The following is an 18,182-nucleotide window of genomic DNA, read 5'->3' as shown; positions in this document are numbered from 1 at the left end:
CCGACGAATGGCCTGTCCGGTGACAGCCTGCGTAGGCCATTCGCAGCTGCGCACTCTCCCCGCTTGGTCCGACTAGGTGAAAGACACCGTTTCCATGTACGAGTTCGCCGGCCATGTGCCCGCTGTTGTGCTCAGACTCGACCGGAATCCGTTCCACCACGGAACCCTCGGCGCCGTCAGATCCCTCGGTCGCAAGGGCGTGGAGGTCCATGCCGTCGTCGAGGCCGGGGGAGGTCCCATGGGGCGCTCGCGGTACCTGCACGCCGTACATCCCGGGCCTTCGGGCGGGTTGGACCCCGAGGCGCCGGAGGCGCTGCTGGAGTGCCTCGTCGGGGTGTCCGAGCGGATCGGCCGGCCGGCGGTGCTCGTCGCGATGGACGACCTGAGCGCCATCGCCGTCGCGCGGATCGCGCCGATGCTCGCCGGGCGGTTCCGGATCCCCCATCAGCCCGACGGGCTCCCGGCGCGCGTGGCCGACAAGGCGGAGCTCTCGCGGCTGTGCGCGCGCTGGGACATCCCGCACCCGGAGACCGTGATCCCGGCCGACGGGGCGGAGGCCGCCGAGGCCGCCTGGCGCCTCGGCCTGCCCGCCGTCGCCAAGTGGAGCCGGCCCTGGCTGCTGCCCGCGGGAGCCGGCCTGCGCAGCACCACCCTCGTGCACACCGCCGTCGAGGCGCGCCGGCTGTACGAGCGCTCCGGGGAGGCCGGGAGCCGGCTGCTGCTCCAGCGGTTCCTGCCGGCGGGCACCGACACGGACTGGTTCTTCCACGGGGCCTTCGCGCGGGGCGGGCGCCCGCTGCTCGCGGGATCGGGCCGCAAGGAGCTGTCGTGGCCGGTGCGCACCGGGCTGACGGCGGTGGGGCGCTGGCTGCCGGACCCGGCGGTGGAGGAGGCCGGGCTGCGGATCGCCCAACGCCTGGGCTACCAGGGGATCCTGGACCTGGACTTCCGCCGGGACGAGAACGGCTGCTTCAGGCTGGTGGACTTCAACCCCCGGCCGGGGGCGCAGTTCCGGCTGTTCACCGACGCGGCCGGGCTGGACGTCGTACAGGCCGTGTACCTGGACTTGACGGGGCAGCAGGTCCCGCAGCCGTCCGGCGGGCCCGGGCGGGTGTTCGTCGCGGAGAACTACGCGCTGCTGGCGGCGGTGCGCGGGCGGCAGTGGCCGCTGCAGCCGGTGCGCCGGACGGCGGTGGTGCCGGTCGTACCGGCGGGACGCCGGCCGGAGGGCGGGCCGGAGCGGGTGCGGGAGCGGGCGGCGGAGCGCGGCGCCGAGCGCGTGCCGGAGCGGGCGCCGGAGCGCCGGGCGGTGTGCGCGCCGGTGCGCGGCACCGGGCCGCTGCGGGCGGTGTCGCGGGCGGAGCGGGGGCGGGTGGAGCCCGCCTGGTTCGCCGCCGACGACCTGATGCCGTTCCTCGCGATGCTCGCCGCGTTCCTCGGTCGCGGCGCGGGCAAGGGGGCGAGCGTCCTGCGGACGGTTCCCGCACACGGCCGCCGCACGGCGCGCGCGGTGGTGCGCGCCCCGCGCCAGCGCGTCCGCGACCTGGCCCCGCCCGCGGCGCCGCCGCCCACCGGCCCGACGGCGCCCGCCCCGGGACCGCCGCCGGCGGCCGTGGCACCGGCTCCGTCCGCCCCGCCGCCCGCCGCCACGGCGCCGCAGGGCCCGCCGGGCCCTGCGGCAGCCGCCGAACCGGACGAGCTGGTGACCCGGTGAGGGGACGCGAGCCGGCGCGGTGCGCCCTGCGGGCGACACCGGGCCGCGCGGCGTTTGGCGCGCCGGGCCGGGGGAAGCCCGTGGTGACGGCGCGCCCGGCCCCCGGCCCCGTACCGCCGCTGAGACCGGTGGAGGACCCATGAGACTGGAGGGACAGCGGTGACGCGGATGGACGATCTCGTCGTGGTCGGCGCCGGGCCGTACGGGCTGTCGATCGCCGCGCACGCGAGGGCGGCCGGGATCGGCGTGCGCGTGCTCGGGCGGCCCATGGCCTCGTGGCGCGACCACATGCCCGAGGGCATGTACCTGAAGTCGGAGCCCTGGTCCTCCAACCTGTCCGCCCCCGGCGGCCGGCACACCCTGGCCGAGTACTGCGCCGGCCGCGGGCTGGCCGCCGAGCACGGCCGCCCGCTGCCGATCGACGTCTTCAGCGCGTACGGCCTGTGGTTCGCCCGGCGCGCCGCGCCCGAGGTGGAGGAGGTGACCGTCACCGAGGTCACCCCGCAGGGCGACGGCTTCCGCATCCGCACCGCCGAGGGGCCGCCGCTGCTCGCCCGCACCGTCGCCCTCGCCGTCGGGGTGATGCCCTTCGTCCGCCACCCCGGGGCCCTGCGCGAGCTGCCGCCCGGCCACTACTCGCACAGCAGCGGCCACCGCGACCTCTCCCGCTTCGCCGGTCAGGAGGTCGCCGTCGTCGGGGCCGGGCAGGCCGCCCTGGAGACCGCCGCCCTGCTCGCCGAGACCGGGGCCCGGCCCGTCCTCGTCGCCCGGCGGTCCCGGCTGAACTGGAACACCGTGCCCCAGCCCCTGGAGCGGCCGGCCCTGCGCGCCCTGCGCAATCCGCACAGCGGGCTGGGCACCGGCTGGCGCAGCTGGGTGTGGTCCGAGCTGCCGTGGGCGGTGCGCCGGCTGCCCGCGCCGACCAGGGAGCGGATCGCCGCGACCGCGCTCGGGCCCGCCGGGGCCTGGTGGCTGCGCGACCGCTTCGAGCAGCGGGTGCCCGTGCTGCTCGGGCACCGGCTGCACCGGGCGGTCGCGGTGGGCGACCGGACCAGGCTGGGGCTGACCACCGCAGCCGGCGAGTCCGTCGTCCTGGACGTCGCCCACGTCATCGCGGCCACCGGCTTCCACCCGGACCTGGCGCGGTTGGGGCTGCTGGACGCCCGGCTGCGGGCCGCCCTGGAGACCGTCGGGGACGGCGGCACGCCGGAGCTCGGCGCCGATTTCGAGTCCTCCTGGCCGGGGCTGTTCTTCGCGGGGCTGTTGACGGCTCCCTCATTCGGCCCTTCCATGCGATTCGTGCACGGTGCGGGGTTCACGGCGGGGAGACTGGTCTCAGGAGTCCGAAGGCGCCTCGGCGCCCGGGGCCGGCCGGTCGGCCCCCTCGGGACCGCACGGCCCGCCCGGGCCGGCGCGGGGCATCCGAAGACGTCTGCGCGGTGAGCTGAGAGGGGTCGCCGATGAGTGCGGAGCAGCGAGCACAGGGCCGCGGCTGGGTGCGCATCCCGGCCAGCCGGTCGGAGCAGCCCGCGACCGCGAGGGCCGCACCGTACGGCTCCTCGTACGGGAGCCCGTACGGCCCTCCCGCGCATGCGGCGCCGGACCAGACGACGATCTACCTGTCCCTCGTCAAGCGCTGGCGGGAGGCCGGACGCACCCTCCCGGGGCATCCTGACGAGGAGTGGGAGCGGCTGATCTCCCAGCCGTGCTGGCCCGGCCGTTAGGTGGTGTGACTGGTGGCAGCGGCGGAGCACGACAGGCCCGGGCACGGGCCGGGGCAGGGACCGGGCCACGGGCAGGGCCACGGACCGGTGCAGGGACCGGGGCACGGTCCGGTGCCGGGGCACGGTCCAGTGCCGGGGCACGGTCCGGTGCCGGGGCACGGCCCGCGACCCGGGCGGGGCCGCCACGACCCCGTGACCGGTCCCGGGCAGCGGCTCGCACTGAACGGCATGGGCAGCTTCGAGTGGGACCTGGAGGCCGGGGCCCTGTCGCTGGACGCTGCCGCGTACGAGGTCTTCGACCTGGAGCCGGAGGAGTTCGACAACACCCCGGAGGGGCTCGGCCTGCGGATCCCGCCCGACGACGCGGCGCGCCTGGCGGATTCGGTGCGCTCCGCGCTGGACGGGGGCGCCGAGACGTACGGCTCGTACTTCACGGTGCAGCGGCGCGACGGCACCGACCAGTGGACACACACCCAGGGCAGGATCCTGCGCGACAGCAGAGGGCAGGCGCGGCGCATCGTGGGGATCGTGCGCGACGCGACCGCCGAGCTCGCCCACATGACCGTGCTGCGCAAGCTGGAGTCGGCGCGGGCCAAGCAGGCGACGATCGTGCAGCGGACCACCGAGGCCCTGTCCCGGGCGGTGACCGTCGACGACGTCACGGCGGCGCTGACCGGCGCGGGCGCCCTGGAGCGGCTGGGCGCCGACGGGCTGGCCCTGGGGCTGGTCGAGAACGGCGCCATCAAGATCATCGCGCTCAGCGGTGAGTCACTGGAGATCCTCAGCGAGCGCAGGTTCACCCGGCTCGACGGCTCCCTGCCGCTGTCCCAGGCGGTGATCACCCGCAAGGCCCGGTTCGTCACCTCGCTCACGGCCCTCGCGGACGAGTTCCCGATGCTCGCGGACTACCTGAACCGGATCCGCTTCGACGCGGCCGCCTACCTGCCGCTGATCGCCCAGGCCAAGTCGATCGGCGGGCTGGTGCTGTTCTACCGGCGGCGCACCGAGTTCAGCCCCGAGGAGCGCAACCTGTGCCTGGGCCTGGCCGGCATCGTGGCGCAGTCCCTGCAGCGGGCGCTGCTGTTCGACCAGGAGCGCGAGTTCGCCACCGGCCTGCAGGCCTCGATGCTCCCGCGCCGGATCCCGGAGATCACCGGCGGGGAGATCGCCGTGCGCTACCACTCCGCGTGGAGCGGCCGGGAGGTCGGCGGGGACTGGTACGACGTGATCGCCCTGCCCCGCGACCGGGTCGGCCTCGTCGTCGGCGACGTCCAGGGGCACGACACGCACGCGGCGGCGATCATGGGCCAGCTCCGGATCGCGCTGCGGGCGTACGCGGGCGAGGGGCATCCGCCGTCGACCGTGCTGGCGCGGGCCTCCCGCTTCCTGGCCGAGCTGGACACCGAGCGCTTCGCCACCTGCATGTACGCCCAGGTGGACCTGGAGACCGGCGGCGTACGAGCGGTCCGCGCGGGCCACCTGGGGCCGCTGATCCGGCACACCGACGGGCGGACCGGCTGGCCCAACGTGCGCGGCGGGCTGCCGCTCGGGCTGGCCTCGGTCTTCGAGCAGGAGGACTTCCCCGAGACCCGGCTCGACCTCGTCCCCGGGGAGACGCTGGTGCTGTGCACGGACGGCCTGGTGGAGGAGCCCGGCACCGCCATCTCCCAGGGCATGGACGCCCTCGCCCACGCGGTCCGCAGCGGCCCGCAGGAGGCCGGGGCGCTCGCCGACCACCTCTCGGACCGGCTCTGGGAACGCTGGGGCTCCGGCGACGACGTGGCACTGCTGGTACTGCGCCGGGCCCCGGACCCCGGCACCCACCGGGCCCCGCGGATCCACCAGTACATCCACCAGGCCGACCCGGAGGGCCTGTCGGAGGCCCGGTACGCGCTGCGGCAGGCCCTGCGGGACTGGGGCATGCCCGAGCTCGCCGACGACGTGGAGCTCGCGGCCGGGGAACTGCTGGTCAACGCGCTGCTGCACACCGACGGGGGAGCGGTGCTGACCATGGAGGTGCTGCCCGAGCCGACCCGGCGGATCCGGCTGTGGGTGAAGGACCGCTCCAGCGTCTGGCCGCGCCGCCGCACGCCGGGGGAGGCGGCCACCACCGGGCGCGGGCTGCTCCTGGTGGACGCGGTGGCCACCCACTGGGGCGTGGAGTCCCGCGGCGACGGCAAGGCGGTGTGGTGCGAGTTCGACACGGCGGGCAGCCGCCGGAGCGTGGGGTGACCGGACGGTCACGCCGAGTTGCGGCGGACCGGGGGAGGGGCGACGATGCCCTCCATGAGACCGACGTGCCCGAGCTGTACGGAACGGATCCTCCTGTGCGCCGCCGCCTGAGCGGGCGCACCGCCCCTGCCCTGCTGGCGCTGCTCCTGCTGGCCGCCGGACTGCCGACCGCAGTCGGCTGGGCGACGGGCCGCCGGCACGCGGAGCCCGGCTGCCGGACGGTCGCGTTCATGTCGATGACGGGCGTGGCGCCCGCCTGCCGGTAGCGGCGGCTACCGGCCGACACGGCGCACGGCGCACGGCGCACGGCGCACGCCGCACCACGCGGCGCACCATGCAGCGCACCGTGCGGGGCCCGGGAGCGGGGACCCGGCTCAGGTCAGGATCTCGCCCTCCTGGACGTCCTCGGCGAAGACGCTGACCGACTTCGGCATCAGCCCGGAGAAGCGCACCTCCTGGATCCGGGCCTCGAACCGGGCCGCCCCGGGGTGGACGTCGCCGGGCAGGCCGAGGCTCTGCGGGAGCCTGCCGGTGCTCTGCCACTCGTGCTCGGCACCGTCGCAGACGGCCTCGCCGGCGCTGGTGGTCAGGTGCGTCTCCTCCTGCACCACCGTCGCGGAGATCTGCGTCGCCCCCGTGGGTGACCCCGCGTTGCAGCGGTAGGTCCCGGAAAGGGTGATCGTGCCGTCCTCACCGATGTGAGCGTACGGCTGTACGGAAATAGCGGAATTGTGGGACGCGGCAGTGGCCGGTGCGGTGAATGCGGCAGCGGCGGCCAGAGCGGAAAGAGCGGCCAGGGCCATTCGGCGGCCGGTCGTACCCATCGTTCCTCCAGGTGGATTCGGGGTGGCGGAAATCCGTCGGAACGCATTGTGCTGGCAGTCGGGCGCCAACTGGCCGCGCACACCCGTGTCGGTGTGTGCAATTCCCCGCTCGGGCGCGTGAGACTGGCCGGAATACGTCCCCGAAGGTCCCCGAAGGGATCGCGCATGAGCCAGTCCGCCTCCCGCTCCGCCCTCGCCGCCGCCCTCCTGCCCCTCCTCCTTTTCGGCGCCACTGCCTGCTCCGCGTCCTCCGACGGCGCCGCGCTCGCCCCCGCGGCGGCGCCCGCCGTCCCGGTGGACGACGGCGCGCCGGGCGCCGAGGACGATCCCGCGCCCGCTGCGGCCGGCGCGGGCCAGGGCCAGGGCGCAGTGAAGGAAGCCCACGTCGGCGACTCCGTGAAGTTCCACGGACGCCAGGTGGGCCGCCACCTCCAGGCCGTGCTCAACGCGTACGTCGACCCCGCGGTCAGCGTCGAGAAGGACTTCGCCCCGCCCGCCGACAAGCGCTGGGTGGCCGCCTCGATGTCGTTCGTCAACGTCGGCGGCGCCTCGTACGGGGCGCTCGGGCGCATGTGGGCGTACGACAGCGCGGGCGGGCGCCACGGCGTGGTGCGGACCGGTGAGCTGACCACCGGCAAACCCCTCGTCTTCGATTCCCTCGCGGTCGGTGAGCGGGCAGAGGGATGGGTCGTGTTCGAAGTTCCGAAAAACGCTCGCATTGTGCGCCTGCAGTATCAGGACGCGAACGTCCAGTCGAATTCCGGAGAAGGATTCTGGGCGGTCTAGCCCGCCCGGGTGAAAGGCTGTGAAGGGGTCATCGGCCGGGCGACTAGGGTGCGGCGCATGACTTCAACTCAAGCCGAAATCGACCGGTCCCAGCTCGGCACCCTTTCGGTGCTCGCCTGGATCGGCGACCCCTCCGAGGGCCACGACATCCCGTACCTCCTCGCCTACACGCTGGGCGACGGCCCGCAGGGCAAGGAGGCCGGCGAGGCCGCCGCCCGCGGGCTGCTGGAGGAGATCGGCCTGCCCATCGGCGACGTCGTCATGGACGGGACCCGCAACCCGAACGCCTTCCCGGTCCAGATCGTGCTGGCGAACGACCAGCTCGCCCTCACCATGCCCGGACTGAACGCCACCTGCACCGCCCCGAAGGAGTGGGTGGACGCGGCGAACGAGAGCGGCCAGGCCTACTTCCTGTTCGCCACGCGCGCCTGGCCCGAGGCCGTGCCGGGCCGGCCGGTCGCCCCGGAGACCCTCCAGGCCTTCGCCGGCGACGAGGAGGTGCTCACGGGCAGCGCCCACTGCGTGCTGTCGGTGCGCCGCCTCCACTAGCAGCCGGGCCCTGCCCCCCCCCGCCCCGGCCGCCGGGCTCCCAGCCTGCCCGGCGGCCGGCCCCTCTCCCGCCGGGAGCGCCGCCGGTGCGGGCGCCCCCGGTGTGGGTGCCTCCGGTTCTGGTGCTCCGGCGCGGGCGCTACGGCTGGTCGAACGCGAACCGCAGCGACCGGACGCGGTTGTCGAAGTTCGACCCCGCCAGGTCCGGCAGCCCCACCGCGCGCAGCCCGACCGGCCGCGTCAGCAGCTCCCGGAACAGGGCCTTCATCTCGACCCGGGCCAGGTGCGCGCCCAGGCAGAAGTGCGGTCCGCCGCCGCCGAAGCCCAGGTGGGGGTTGGGCGAGCGGGTGATGTCGAAGGCGTCGGGGTCGGGGAAGACCGCCTCGTCGCGGTTGGCGGAGGCGTAGTAGAGCACCACCTTGTCGCCTGGCCGGAACAGGTGCCCGCCCAGGGTGTGTTCGGCGGCCACCGTCCGGCGGAACTGGATGATGGGCGTCGAGTGCCGGATCATCTCGTCCACCGCGCCGTCCGCGTACGCCTCGAAGTCCTCCAGCAGCAGGTCCCGTTGGCCGGGGTGGTCGGTCAGCAGGGTCAGCCCGTGGGTGATCGCGTTGCGCGTGGTCTCCACTCCGGCGACCATCAGCAGGGAGAAGAACGCCCCGAGTTGGCGGGCGCCCAGGGCCTGCCCGTCCACGTTCGCGCAGACCAGCGCCGAGATCAGGTCGTCGGTCGGGTTCTTGCGCCGCTCGCGGCCGATGCCCGCGACCATCCGCTGCATCCGGGCCAGCGCCCGCAGCCCCCGGCCGGGCATCCGCAGCCGGGAGGCCAGGCCCCGCTCGACGCCGATGTTCTCGGAGGCGTGGTTCACGCGGTCGGCGATCTCCGGCCGGTAGCGCTCCGGGATGCCCATCATGTTGCAGATGACCTCCAGCGGCAGCCGGGACGCCACCGCCGAGACGAACTCGTCGGGCTCCTCGGCCAGGACGTCGTCCACGATCCGTGCGGCCACCGCATGGATGTCGGCCTCGGCGGCCGCCAGCAGACGGGGCGTGAACGCCCGCTGGACGATCTTGCGCAGCTGGGCGTGGTCGGCGCCGTCCAGGTTGACCATCGAGTCCCCGAACAGGGCCCGCACCCACCGGGCCGGCTCGGGCGTGGTCACCCCGGGGGCGCTCGCGAACACCTTCGGCAGCCGGCTCGCCTCCTGTACGTCCGCATGGCGTACGAGCGCCCAGTGGCCGCGACCCTTGCCCTCCGGCACGTAGACGGGGGAGTCCAGGGCCCGCAGCCGGGCGAAGGCCGCGAGCCGGGCGGCCGGGGGCTGCTGCCAGAAGGCGGGGTCGGCGAGCTCCCCGTACTCCGCCACCGCCGAGCCCGTGTGCGCGTACCGCTGTACCGGGACGTTCATCGTTTCTTCTTCCTGTCGCCGGCGCGGCTGCCGCGGCCGACGCCGCCCGCGCTCCTCACGCACCAGAACGCTCCCGATCGGCCAAGGTCACGCCCAATGCGACCGTGGCCGCGGCGACCAGCCCCGTCCACAGCACCGCGTGCGTCCCGGTCCAGGCGCAGGCGAGGATCACCGCCGCGGACACCGGCAGGGTCAGCTGCTGGGCCGCGCCGCGCTTGAAGTGCCGGGAGTGCAGCAGCCACACGAAGGCCAAATACAGCGCCGCCGGCACGCACACCGCGAGATTGGCGGTGAGCTGCGAGACGTGGGCCTTGCCGACCGTGTGCTCGATCGCCACCTCGATCCCGGCGCCGATCGCGGCGGCCGCCGCGAAGATCACGTAGTGCCCGTACCCCCACGGGATGGCCTCGCGGTTGGTCCGCAGCCGGTCGTGGACCGGGACGGCGAAGTAGATCCACCAGGCGGCGAAGACCAGCAGCAGCCCGCCCGCCGCGATCGGCAGCAGTTCGCCGAGGGCCTCGTGCTCGTCGATCGCGGACTGGACCGCGACCGTGCTGGCGGCGATCGTCTCGCCGAGGACGATGATGGTGAACAGGCCGTACCGCTCGGCGATGTGGTGCGGATGCCACTGCGTCTGGTGCCCCCGCTCGGCCACCACCGGCACCATCAGCTCCGCCGCCACGCACACGAGGAACAGCCACCGGCGGCTGTGCTCGGGCGCCGCGAGCAGGGACACCCAGGCGGCCTGGCAGACCACCAGCCCGACCGCGTAGGTCAGCGCGCAGCGGCGGGCCGCGCCCTGCTCCCCGGCAGCCGCCCGCAGCCACTGCACCGTGAGCGGCAGGCGCATCACCACGTAGCCGATGACGGCGATGGTCCAGTCGTTGTCGTTGAAGGCGCGCGGGATACCGGCCGAGTAGATGAGCACGCCGGAGATCTGCACCAGGGTCGCCACCCGGTAGGGAACGTCGTCCACGTCGTAGGCGGAGGCGAACCAGGTGAAGTTCATCCACGCCCACCAGACGCCGAAGAACACGAAGAGGTAGCCGCTCACACCACTGCCGACGTGGCCCTCGGCGAGCGCGTGGACCAGCTGCCGGCCGGCCTGCGCCACCGCGACGACGAAGCACAGGTCGAAGAACAGCTCCAGCGGGGTGGAGGCCCGATGGCTCTCCTCCCGGTCGCGCGCGGCCATCGGTACGTACGTCATACCGGCCAGCACACCAGCCGTGGACCGCCCGGCAGACGAGGCGCGCGGCCCCGGGCCCCGCACGTGCCCCGCCCGGGCGCCCGTACCCTGGAGGTATGAGCAGCGCCCCCGCCCCCGATCCGCAGCCCGCGCCCGCGCCCGTACCCGCGGAGGGCGGATCACGGACCGAGTCCGCGGCCGCCGCGCCGAAGCCCCGGCCGCGGCTCGTCTTCGACGACCCGCTGGACCAGCAGTCCGCCGACGACACCGACCGCGGGTGGGGTGAGCGGCCGCCGTCCTCCGGGAGCGCGGCCGACCTGGCCCGCTTCCTCGACGAGAAGCCGCCGCACCACCTCTGACCGGCTAGTACCGGGATCCGGGGACCCCCGGTTCGCCGCTGCGGCGCTGGCTGACCAGCTCGTCCCGGATCTCCTTGAGGACCTCCAGTTCGGTGACCACGATGGTCTCCTGGACGCCCTCCCGGACCTTGCGCCGCTGCTCCATCCTGGACAGGTACTTCGCCATGGGCAGCACCATCAGAAAGTAGACGACCGCGGCCGTGATCAGGAAGGTCAGCGCGGCGTTCAGCACGGAACCCCACAGGATGTTGACGCCGATCGCCTCCCCCTTGGCGTCGATGCCGCACGGGCCCTTCAGGCAGGAGGAGTAGACGTCCAGGCTCCTCGTTCCGATGGCGCCGACCAGCGGGCTGATGATCCCCTTGACCACCGAGTTCACGATGTTCGTGAACGCGGCGCCGATCACCACGGCGACCGCCAGGTCGACGACGTTGCCGCGCATCAGGAAGGCCTTGAAGCCCGCCAGGACGCTCTCCTTCTTCTCGCTCACCACTGAGCCTCTCCTCGAATCCGCCCGACATGGAGCCAACGGTTCCGAAAGCTACGGCAGTCGGGGCCCGGCGTGTCCAATCGGCGGCGGATCCGCGGTGACGTGACAGCACGCCCGTCCGAATCGGCATGAATGTCCCCTTCAGCACAGCGCCACCGCCAGCCGAGCCACCGCACCCGCCCCCAGGAGCTCCCGCGCCGTCTCCCTGGGCACCGCCAGGACCACCAGCGCCCCGCCGTCCCCCGCACCCTGCTCCGGCGCGGGCACTTCGGCGACCCGCGCCCCGGCGGCCACCACCCGGGACGCCCCGGTGCGCTCGGCCGCGACCACGTCCACCCGGTCCCCGGGCCGCAGCAGCCGCACCGTCGCCGCATCGGCGATCCGGACCGGGGCCGAGACCATCCGCACCGGGGCGGGCGGCGGTTTCACCACCGGGGGCGCGGCCCCGCGGGACGGCTGGGCGGCCTGGGCGCCGCCCGCCACGGCCAGCGCGGCCGCGGCGACGGCCAGCGCCGCCGAGGCGCCCCGCCGCCGGCGCCGCAGGGCACGGCGCAGCCGGTCCCCGCCCCGGCCCACCCGCAGCGGTGCGAACGCGGGCACGGGCCGGGCGGGAGGACAGGGCGAGAGGGGAGCAGGGGCACAACGGCCCTGAGCGGCCCCGGACATGGCCCCGGACGTGGACCCGGACATGACTGACATGACGACCACCACCGAGCTGGGTAGGCACCGATGCCCGGACCCGGCGTCCGGACACCCCTCACGATCCGCCGCCCCGCCCGCCCCCGCTCGCGCCTGTGGACGATCCCCAGCCTGTGGACAACCCCCTCACCCGTCCGGGCTACTCAGCGCCCGCCCCGCCCGCGGTCTCCTCGCGCAGCACCAACTCCAGCAGCCCCGGAAACCGCGCCTCGAACTCCGCGCGCCGCAGCCGGTTGACCCGCCGCGGCCCCTGGTCGCGCTGCTCGAGCAGTCCGGCCGAGCGCAGCACCGCGAAGTGGTGGCTCAGCGCCGCCTTGCCGACGGGCACGTCGAAGGTGCCGCAGGCCCGCTCCCAGTCGCCCGCCGCCGCGAGCTCCCGTACGAGCCGGAGCCGTACCGGATCGGCCAGCGCGGCCAGTGCGGCCTGGACGGGCACCTGTTCCGGGTGGGTGTGCTCTGGTTCTGCCCGGTGTCCCATTGCGGCTCCTTGCCGTTCCTCGACCGCCTGCCGTGCCTGCCTGCCCTTGCGGAGTGTTCGATGAAGACCGTACATTCACACCCCAGAGCAGTGTTCGCTTTTCATTGAACAGTCTAGTGGTCGGGGGACAGCCATGCGCGCGATCGAGTTCCAGGAGTTCGGCGGACCCGAGGTGCTCCGGGTCACCGAAGCGCCCGTACCGGAGCCCGGCCCGGGCGAGGTGGCCATCGACGTCGCCTACGCCGGGGTCAACTTCGCCGACCTCAAGGCCCGCTCCGAGGGCTACCGCGTCCCGGCCCTGCCCTTCCGCCCCGGCCTGGAGGTCTCCGGCCGGATCCGGGCCGTCGGCCCCGGCGTCGAGGGACTGGCCCCGGGCCAGGAGGTCGCCGCGCTCACCGCGCACGGCGGCTACGCCGAGGTCGCCCTCGCCCCCGCCGCGACCGTCTTCGCGCTGCCCGAGGGGATCCCCCTGCGCACCGGCGCCACCCTGCCGACCGTCCTGCCCACCGTCCAGGCCCTGATCCACGAGGTCGGCCGGCTGCGCGCCGGCGAGAGCGTCCTCGTCCACGGCGCGGCCGGCGGCGTCGGCACCGTGGCCGGCCAGGTCGCCCGGCTCGCCGGAGCGGGCGCCGTCTACGGGGTCGTCTCGCGCCCCGGAAAGGCCGAGGAGGCCCTCGCGTCCGGGTACGACGAGGTCTTCGTCGGCGACGGGTTCCCCGAGGGGGTGCGCCGGGCCACCGGCGGCCGAGGCGTCGACCTCGTCCTCGACCCGGTCGGCGGGGACACCCTGCGCCGCAGCCTCGGCGCCCTCGCCCGCTTCGGCCGGCTCGTCTCGTACGGGAACGCCGGCGGGGCCGCGCCCTGGCAGGCCGGCCCGGCAGAGCTGTACCCGCGCGGACTCTCGGTCGCCGGCTTCTCCATCCTCGCCCTCGCCCAGGACGACCCCCGGGCGCTGCGCGCCATCGCCGCCGCGTCCTTCCGGCTCGTCGCGAGCGGCGCGGTGGAGCTGCCGATCACCGCGGAGTTCCCGCTGTCCGAAGCCGCCGAGGCGCATCGCCTGATGGACGGCCGGACCACCACGGGCAAGCTGCTGCTGCGCGTAACGGGCGAGTAGGCCCCGGACCCGCACGCGCGGCCCCGGACCCCGGCACGCGCGGCCCCGGGCCCCGGCACGCGCGGCCCCGGGCCCCCGGTGCGCGCGGCCCCGGACCCTACGGCAGCTCGATGCCCAGGTCCCAGCCGTCGTGCGCGTGCGTGCACAGGCAGTCGCGGGAGTCGGTCGCGGGCAGGGCCGCCACCGCGTCGAAGAGCACCTCGCGCAGCCGCCCGACGTTCTCGCCGAACACCCGCAGCACCTCGGTGTGGGAGACGCCCTCACCGGTCTCCGCGCCCGCGTCCAGGTCCGTCACCAGCGCCATCGACGTGTAGCAGAGCCCCAGCTCGCGCGCGAGGACCGCCTCGGGGTGGCCGGTCATGCCGACGACCGACCAGCCCATGGCCGCGTGCCACTGCGATTCGGCCCGGGTGGAGAACCGGGGGCCCTCGACGACGACCATGGTCCCGCCGTCCACCGGCTCCCAGGCCCGGCCGCGCGCCGCGGCGAGCGCCACCGACCGCCCGACCGGGCAGTAGGGGTCGGCGAAGGTGGTGTGCACGACGTTGGGGACGGTCCCGTCGGGCAGCGGCTCCCCGTCGAAGAACGTCTGGGCGCGGGACTTCGTACGGTCGACCAGCTGGTCGGGGACGAGCAGCGTGCCCGGACCGTACTCGGCGCGCAGCCCGCCGACCGCGCACGGGCCGAGCACCTGGCGCACGCCCATGGAGCGCAGGGCCCACAGGTTGGCCCGGTAGTTGATCCGGTGCGGCGGGACCTTGTGGCTGCGGCCGTGGCGGGGCAGGAAGGCGACCTGCCGCCCGGCCAGCTCGCCGAGGAAGAGGGAGTCGCTCGGGGGCCCGTACGGGGTGTCCACCTGGATCTCGGAGACGTCCTCCAGGAAGGAGTAGAAGCCCGAACCGCCGATGACACCGATCTCTGCGTTAGCCATGCGGCCACCCTAACCGGGCATGCGCGAGGGCCCCGCTGCCCGAGGGGCGGCGGGGCCTTCGCGAGGAACCGGGTGGGCCGGGTCAGGCGGCCGAGGTGGAGCCGGCGCTGCTGCCCGACGACGAGGCGGCCGGGGCGGCGGAGGCCGTCGACGTGGTGGACGACGCCGACTTCGAGGAGGAGGCGGGGGTGCTGCTGGACGAGGCACCGCGGCTGTCGTTCCGGTAGAAACCGGATCCCTTGAAGACGATGCCGACCGCGGAGAACACCTTCTTCAGGCGTCCGTTGCAGCTCGGGCACTCGGTCAGTGCGTCATCGGTGAACTTCTGCACGGCCTCAAGGCCCTCACCGCACTCAGTGCACTGGTACTGGTAGGTCGGCACGAATTTCCTCCTGGCACTCTGACTCGATGAGTGCTAACGATGCTCCATGGTGACGTATTCCGGTCGATCAGTCCACCGTCACGGGCACGCGGTGACCGACACCACGCTCGGCGGAGTCCGCCGCTGCCGCGGAGGAGCTGATGATCCGGCTGGGGGCCTTCGGGGCCAGCTTCGCCCGCAGTGCCACGAGGGTGGCCAGCGCGAGCGCGGTGGCCGCCATCGGCACCAGGAATCCGTACGAGGAGCCGTGCGCGTCCGTCAGGCGGCCGGCCACGATCACGGCGACGGCCTGCCCGAAGGCGACCGCGCCGGTCAGCCAGGTGAAGGCCTCGGTGCGCGAGGCGGCCGGGACCAGCTGCTCGATCATCGTGTAGCCGGTGATCAGCGCGGGGGCGATGCACAGGCCGACGAGCAGGCCGATCGCGCCCATCAGGACCGCGGAGTTCACGGCCCACAGGACCGAGGCGGCAGCGGTCAGGCCGACGTAGCCCAGGATCAGGCGGCGGCGCGGGCCGATCTTCCAGGCGACGGCGCCCATGGTGATGCCGGCGACCATGTTGCCGGCCGCGAAGATGCCGTACAGCAGCCCGTTGGCGCCCGGGTTGCCGATCTCTTCGGCGAAGGCGGTGAGCGAGACCTGCATGCCGCCGAAGACGGCGCCGATGCCGAGGAACGCGACGATCAGGACGCGCAGGCCCGGGAAGGACAGCGCCGAGGCGTGCTTCTCGCCGTGGGCCGCCTGCGGGACGGCCTTCGGCTCGGTGGCGCGCTGCGCGGCGAAGAACAGGCCGCCGAGCAGGGTCAGGGCCGCTTCGGTGGACAGGCCGGCCGCCGGGTGGACGCCGGTGCACAGGGCGGTGGCGAGCACCGGGCCCACGACGAAGGTGAACTCGTCGGTGACGGACTCGAACGCGGCCGCCGTCGGCAGCAGCGGGGACCCCTCGAGCTTGGCCGCCCAGCGGGACCGGACCATGGGTCCGACCTGCGGGACGGAGGCGCCGGCCGGGACGGCGGCCAGCGCGAGCGCCCACAGCGGGGCGCCGAGCAGGGCCAGCGCGGTCAGGGCGGAGACCGCGGTGGCGTGGGCGAGGACGACCGGCACGAGGACGGCGCTCTGGCCGCGGCGGTCGGTGAGCTTGCCCATGACCGGGGCGAACAGGGCCATGGAGACGCCGGTGACGGCGGAGACGATCCCCGCGTCGCCGTAGGAGCCGGTGGCGTGCTGGACGAGCAGCAGGATGCTGATGGTCAGCATGCCGAAGGGCAGGCGGGCGGCGAAGCCGGGGAGGACGAAGGAGAGGGCGCCGGGTGTGCGCAGGAGCTGCCCGTAGCCGGGTCGGGCGGACGTGTCGGTCGTGACCGCGGATGTCACGGCCTGGCCTTTCCGCTGCCTGGTAGAGCGTCCCCGTCTGCGGACGGCCGACCGCCTTGTGAGCGACCGCACCCGTACATGTGGGAGCCCCGAGAGCTGTCCTCTTGCGCAGAACCGAGTGATACCTGGGCGCCCACTGCGGGAGGGAGCCACGGCCGCTTTGCGGTCGCGCCAGCTCTGCGTCAGGCAGAGTTGGTTCGATCTGGTGTGCCTTTATCGTACAGGCAGGCCCGCTATCACGCCTTGTGATTCCGGCGACAAGCCATGTCTTCGCCTGGGATTAACTGGAAGTTCGCATTCCAAGGGCCGCTGAATGGGGCCGAACCCCTGCGCAATCCATCGAAAATCCATGGAATCCCAGTGAAGCAGCGGAATTAGAGCGCCGCTCTAAAGGGGAAAGCCGCCGGAGCCGTGGATTCGGGCGGGGCGATCAGCGCCGGCCCCCGGGCGCCCCGTTCCCCGTCCCCAGCCAGCCGGCCAGCTTGCCGCCCCGGGCCACCGCCCGCAGCCGCGCCTCGGCCGCGTCCCGTACCGGGTCCGTGGCCACCACCAGCAGCTCGTCCCCGTGCCGCAGCACCGTCGACGGCAGCGGTACGAAGCTCTTCCCCTCCCGGACCACCAGCGTCACCGAGGCCCCGGGCGGCAGCCGCAGCTCGCTCACCTCGACGCCGTGCATGCGCGAGGCGGCGGGGATGGCGAAGGACAGCAGGTGGCCGCGCAGCTTCTCCAGCGGCGCCGACTCGATCCCCAGGTCGGAGGCGGTCTCGGCGCCGGTGCCCAGGTTGAGCGTGCGTGCGACCCAGGGCAGGGTCGGCCCCTGGACCAGGGTGTAGACGACGACCAGCACGAAGACGATGTTGAAGACGCGGTCGCTGCCCTCGATGCCGGTCACCATGGGGATCGTGGCCAGGATGATGGGGACGGCGCCGCGCAGCCCGGCCCACGACATCAGGACCTGCTCCTGCCAGGGCATCCGGAACGGCAGCAGGCTGACGAAGACCTCCAGCGGCCGCGCCACCATCGTCAGCACCAGGCCGATGACCACCGCGGGCCAGAAGTCGCCGGCCAGCTCGTGCGGGGTGACCAGCAGGCCGAGCAGGACGAACATGCCGATCTGGGCGATCCAGCCGAGCCCGTCGGCGAACCCCCGGGTCGCCGGCCAGTGCGGGAGCTTCGCGTTCCCGAGCACCATGGCCGCGAGGTACACCGCGAGGAAGCCGGAGCCGTGCGCCAGGGCGCCGGCGGCGTACGCGGCGACGGCGATCGCCATCACGGCGATCGGGTAGAGGCCGGAGGCGGGCAGGGCCACGTGCCGCAGGCCGTACGCCCCGAGGAAGCCGACGGCCAGGCCGACCGCGGCGCCGATGGCGAGCTCCAGGGCGATCTTGCCGATGAGCACGTACCAGGAGTCCACCGGCCCCAGGGTCGAGAAGGCGACGACCAGGATCACGACGGGGGCGTCGTTGAAGCCGGACTCGGCCTCCAGCACACCGGTGACCCGGGCGGGCAGCGGGACCTTGCGCAGGACCGAGAAGACGGCCGCGGCATCGGTCGAGGAGACGACCGCGCCGATCAGCAGGGACTGGCGCCAGTCCAGACCGACCAGGTAGTACGCGCCCGCCGCGGTCACGCCCACGCTCACCGCCACGCCGACCAGCGAGAGCATGGCCGCCGCCGGCAGGGCCGGTCTGATCTGCTTCCACTTCGTGCCCAGACCGCCCTCGGCGAGGATCACGACGAGCGCCGCGTAGCCGATGACCTGCGTCAGCTCGGCGTTGTCGAAGACGACGTTGCCTATGCCGTCCTGGCCTATGGCTATGCCTATGCCGAGGTAGATGAGCAGGCTGGGGAGGCCGCTGCGCGAGGACAGGCGCACTGCCGCCACGGCGGTGAGCAGCACGAGCGAGCAGACCAGCAGAAGTGCATTGAGC

The 18,182-nt window shown here is 74.2% G+C and carries 19 protein-coding genes; 9 read left to right on the top strand and 10 right to left on the bottom strand.

From position 1 onward, the window contains the following. Positions 1 to 76: 76 nt before the first annotated feature. The 5 genes from ABZ924_RS05325 to ABZ924_RS05305 all read left to right on the top strand — a co-directional run bounded on the left by ABZ924_RS05325 (position 77) and on the right by ABZ924_RS05305 (position 5,936). Positions 77 to 1,714, top strand: coding sequence for an ATP-grasp domain-containing protein (locus tag ABZ924_RS05325; protein WP_361904356.1), 1,638 nt, complete (start codon positions 77 to 79; stop codon positions 1,712 to 1,714). A 168-nt stretch (positions 1,715 to 1,882) separates the two neighbouring features. Further along, positions 1,883 to 3,157 (top strand): NAD(P)-binding domain-containing protein, encoded by a 1,275-nt coding sequence (locus ABZ924_RS05320; RefSeq protein ID WP_361904354.1) that lies wholly within the window; start codon positions 1,883 to 1,885, stop codon positions 3,155 to 3,157. 17 nt (positions 3,158 to 3,174) lie between these two features. Then, positions 3,175 to 3,438: a hypothetical protein gene (locus ABZ924_RS05315; protein ID WP_361904351.1), complete on the top strand. Its 264-nt coding sequence runs from the start codon at positions 3,175 to 3,177 to the stop codon at positions 3,436 to 3,438. 228 nt (positions 3,439 to 3,666) lie between these two features. Then, a complete protein-coding gene (locus ABZ924_RS05310; RefSeq protein WP_361904348.1) occupies positions 3,667 to 5,670 on the top strand; it encodes a SpoIIE family protein phosphatase in 2,004 nt (667 codons plus the stop codon). 65 nt (positions 5,671 to 5,735) lie between these two features. After that, entirely contained in the window at positions 5,736 to 5,936 is a 201-nt protein-coding gene (locus ABZ924_RS05305) for a hypothetical protein (protein WP_361904346.1), read from the top strand. 108 nt (positions 5,937 to 6,044) lie between these two features. Here ABZ924_RS05305 and ABZ924_RS05300 read toward each other — a convergent pair whose 3' ends face one another. Continuing rightward, positions 6,045 to 6,494, bottom strand: a complete 450-nt coding sequence (locus ABZ924_RS05300; protein ID WP_361904343.1) for a DUF6299 family protein — start codon at positions 6,492 to 6,494, stop codon at positions 6,045 to 6,047. Positions 6,495 to 6,659: 165 nt separating this feature from the next. Between ABZ924_RS05300 and ABZ924_RS05295 the strand changes: the two genes are divergently transcribed. Both ABZ924_RS05295 and ABZ924_RS05290 read left to right on the top strand, forming a co-directional pair. After that, positions 6,660 to 7,280 (top strand): hypothetical protein, encoded by a 621-nt coding sequence (locus tag ABZ924_RS05295; protein ID WP_361904340.1) that lies wholly within the window; start codon positions 6,660 to 6,662, stop codon positions 7,278 to 7,280. 57 nt (positions 7,281 to 7,337) lie between these two features. Further along, positions 7,338 to 7,829 carry a DUF5949 family protein gene (locus ABZ924_RS05290; RefSeq protein ID WP_361904337.1) on the top strand — a complete coding sequence of 164 codons (492 nt, stop codon included), beginning with the start codon at positions 7,338 to 7,340 and terminating at the stop codon, positions 7,827 to 7,829. A gap of 139 nt (positions 7,830 to 7,968) precedes the next feature. On the opposite strand, the gene ABZ924_RS05285 is transcribed toward ABZ924_RS05290, so the two are convergent. Then, entirely contained in the window at positions 7,969 to 9,237 is a 1,269-nt protein-coding gene (locus ABZ924_RS05285; protein ID WP_361904334.1) for a cytochrome P450, read from the bottom strand. A gap of 55 nt (positions 9,238 to 9,292) precedes the next feature. Beyond that, on the bottom strand, positions 9,293 to 10,447 hold the full coding sequence (locus tag ABZ924_RS05280) for a low temperature requirement protein A (RefSeq protein ID WP_361904331.1): 1,155 nt from the start codon (positions 10,445 to 10,447) through the stop codon (positions 9,293 to 9,295). Between the two features lie 95 nt (positions 10,448 to 10,542). Here ABZ924_RS05280 and ABZ924_RS05275 point away from each other — a divergent pair, with 95 nt between their 5' ends. Continuing rightward, positions 10,543 to 10,785 (top strand): hypothetical protein, encoded by a 243-nt coding sequence (locus ABZ924_RS05275; RefSeq protein ID WP_361904328.1) that lies wholly within the window; start codon positions 10,543 to 10,545, stop codon positions 10,783 to 10,785. Positions 10,786 to 10,789: 4 nt separating this feature from the next. Here ABZ924_RS05275 and mscL read toward each other — a convergent pair whose 3' ends face one another. The 3 genes from mscL to ABZ924_RS05260 form a co-directional block, all read right to left on the bottom strand. Next, positions 10,790 to 11,275, bottom strand: coding sequence for a large conductance mechanosensitive channel protein MscL (gene mscL, locus ABZ924_RS05270; RefSeq protein ID WP_361904325.1), 486 nt, complete (start codon positions 11,273 to 11,275; stop codon positions 10,790 to 10,792). Positions 11,276 to 11,416: 141 nt separating this feature from the next. Next, positions 11,417 to 11,941, bottom strand: coding sequence for a hypothetical protein (locus tag ABZ924_RS05265; RefSeq protein ID WP_361904559.1), 525 nt, complete (start codon positions 11,939 to 11,941; stop codon positions 11,417 to 11,419). A gap of 172 nt (positions 11,942 to 12,113) precedes the next feature. Then, positions 12,114 to 12,452, bottom strand: coding sequence for a helix-turn-helix domain-containing protein (locus ABZ924_RS05260; protein WP_361904322.1), 339 nt, complete (start codon positions 12,450 to 12,452; stop codon positions 12,114 to 12,116). A 133-nt stretch (positions 12,453 to 12,585) separates the two neighbouring features. Between ABZ924_RS05260 and ABZ924_RS05255 the strand changes: the two genes are divergently transcribed. After that, positions 12,586 to 13,566 (top strand): zinc-binding dehydrogenase, encoded by a 981-nt coding sequence (locus ABZ924_RS05255; protein WP_361904319.1) that lies wholly within the window; start codon positions 12,586 to 12,588, stop codon positions 13,564 to 13,566. A gap of 97 nt (positions 13,567 to 13,663) precedes the next feature. Here the strand turns inward: ABZ924_RS05255 and ABZ924_RS05250 are convergent, their stop codons facing one another. The 4 genes from ABZ924_RS05250 to ABZ924_RS05235 form a co-directional block, all read right to left on the bottom strand. After that, on the bottom strand, positions 13,664 to 14,497 hold the full coding sequence (locus ABZ924_RS05250; RefSeq protein ID WP_361904316.1) for an S-methyl-5'-thioadenosine phosphorylase: 834 nt from the start codon (positions 14,495 to 14,497) through the stop codon (positions 13,664 to 13,666). An 82-nt stretch (positions 14,498 to 14,579) separates the two neighbouring features. After that, complete coding sequence (locus ABZ924_RS05245) at positions 14,580 to 14,879, bottom strand: FmdB family zinc ribbon protein (RefSeq protein ID WP_361904314.1); 300 nt, start codon at positions 14,877 to 14,879, stop codon at positions 14,580 to 14,582. Between the two features lie 67 nt (positions 14,880 to 14,946). Then, entirely contained in the window at positions 14,947 to 16,251 is a 1,305-nt protein-coding gene (locus tag ABZ924_RS05240; protein ID WP_361904311.1) for an MFS transporter, read from the bottom strand. A 430-nt stretch (positions 16,252 to 16,681) separates the two neighbouring features. Beyond that, positions 16,682 to 18,169 carry a potassium/proton antiporter gene (locus ABZ924_RS05235; protein ID WP_361904556.1) on the bottom strand — a complete coding sequence of 496 codons (1,488 nt, stop codon included), beginning with the start codon at positions 18,167 to 18,169 and terminating at the stop codon, positions 16,682 to 16,684. Positions 18,170 to 18,182: the final 13 nt, after the last annotated feature.

Source organism: Streptomyces sp. NPDC046876 (assembly GCF_040645035.1).
Taxonomy (GTDB): Bacteria; Actinomycetota; Actinomycetes; order Streptomycetales; family Streptomycetaceae; genus Streptomyces.
Note: the sequence above shows the minus strand (reverse complement) of the source record. Positions and strands in the feature narration are given on the sequence as shown.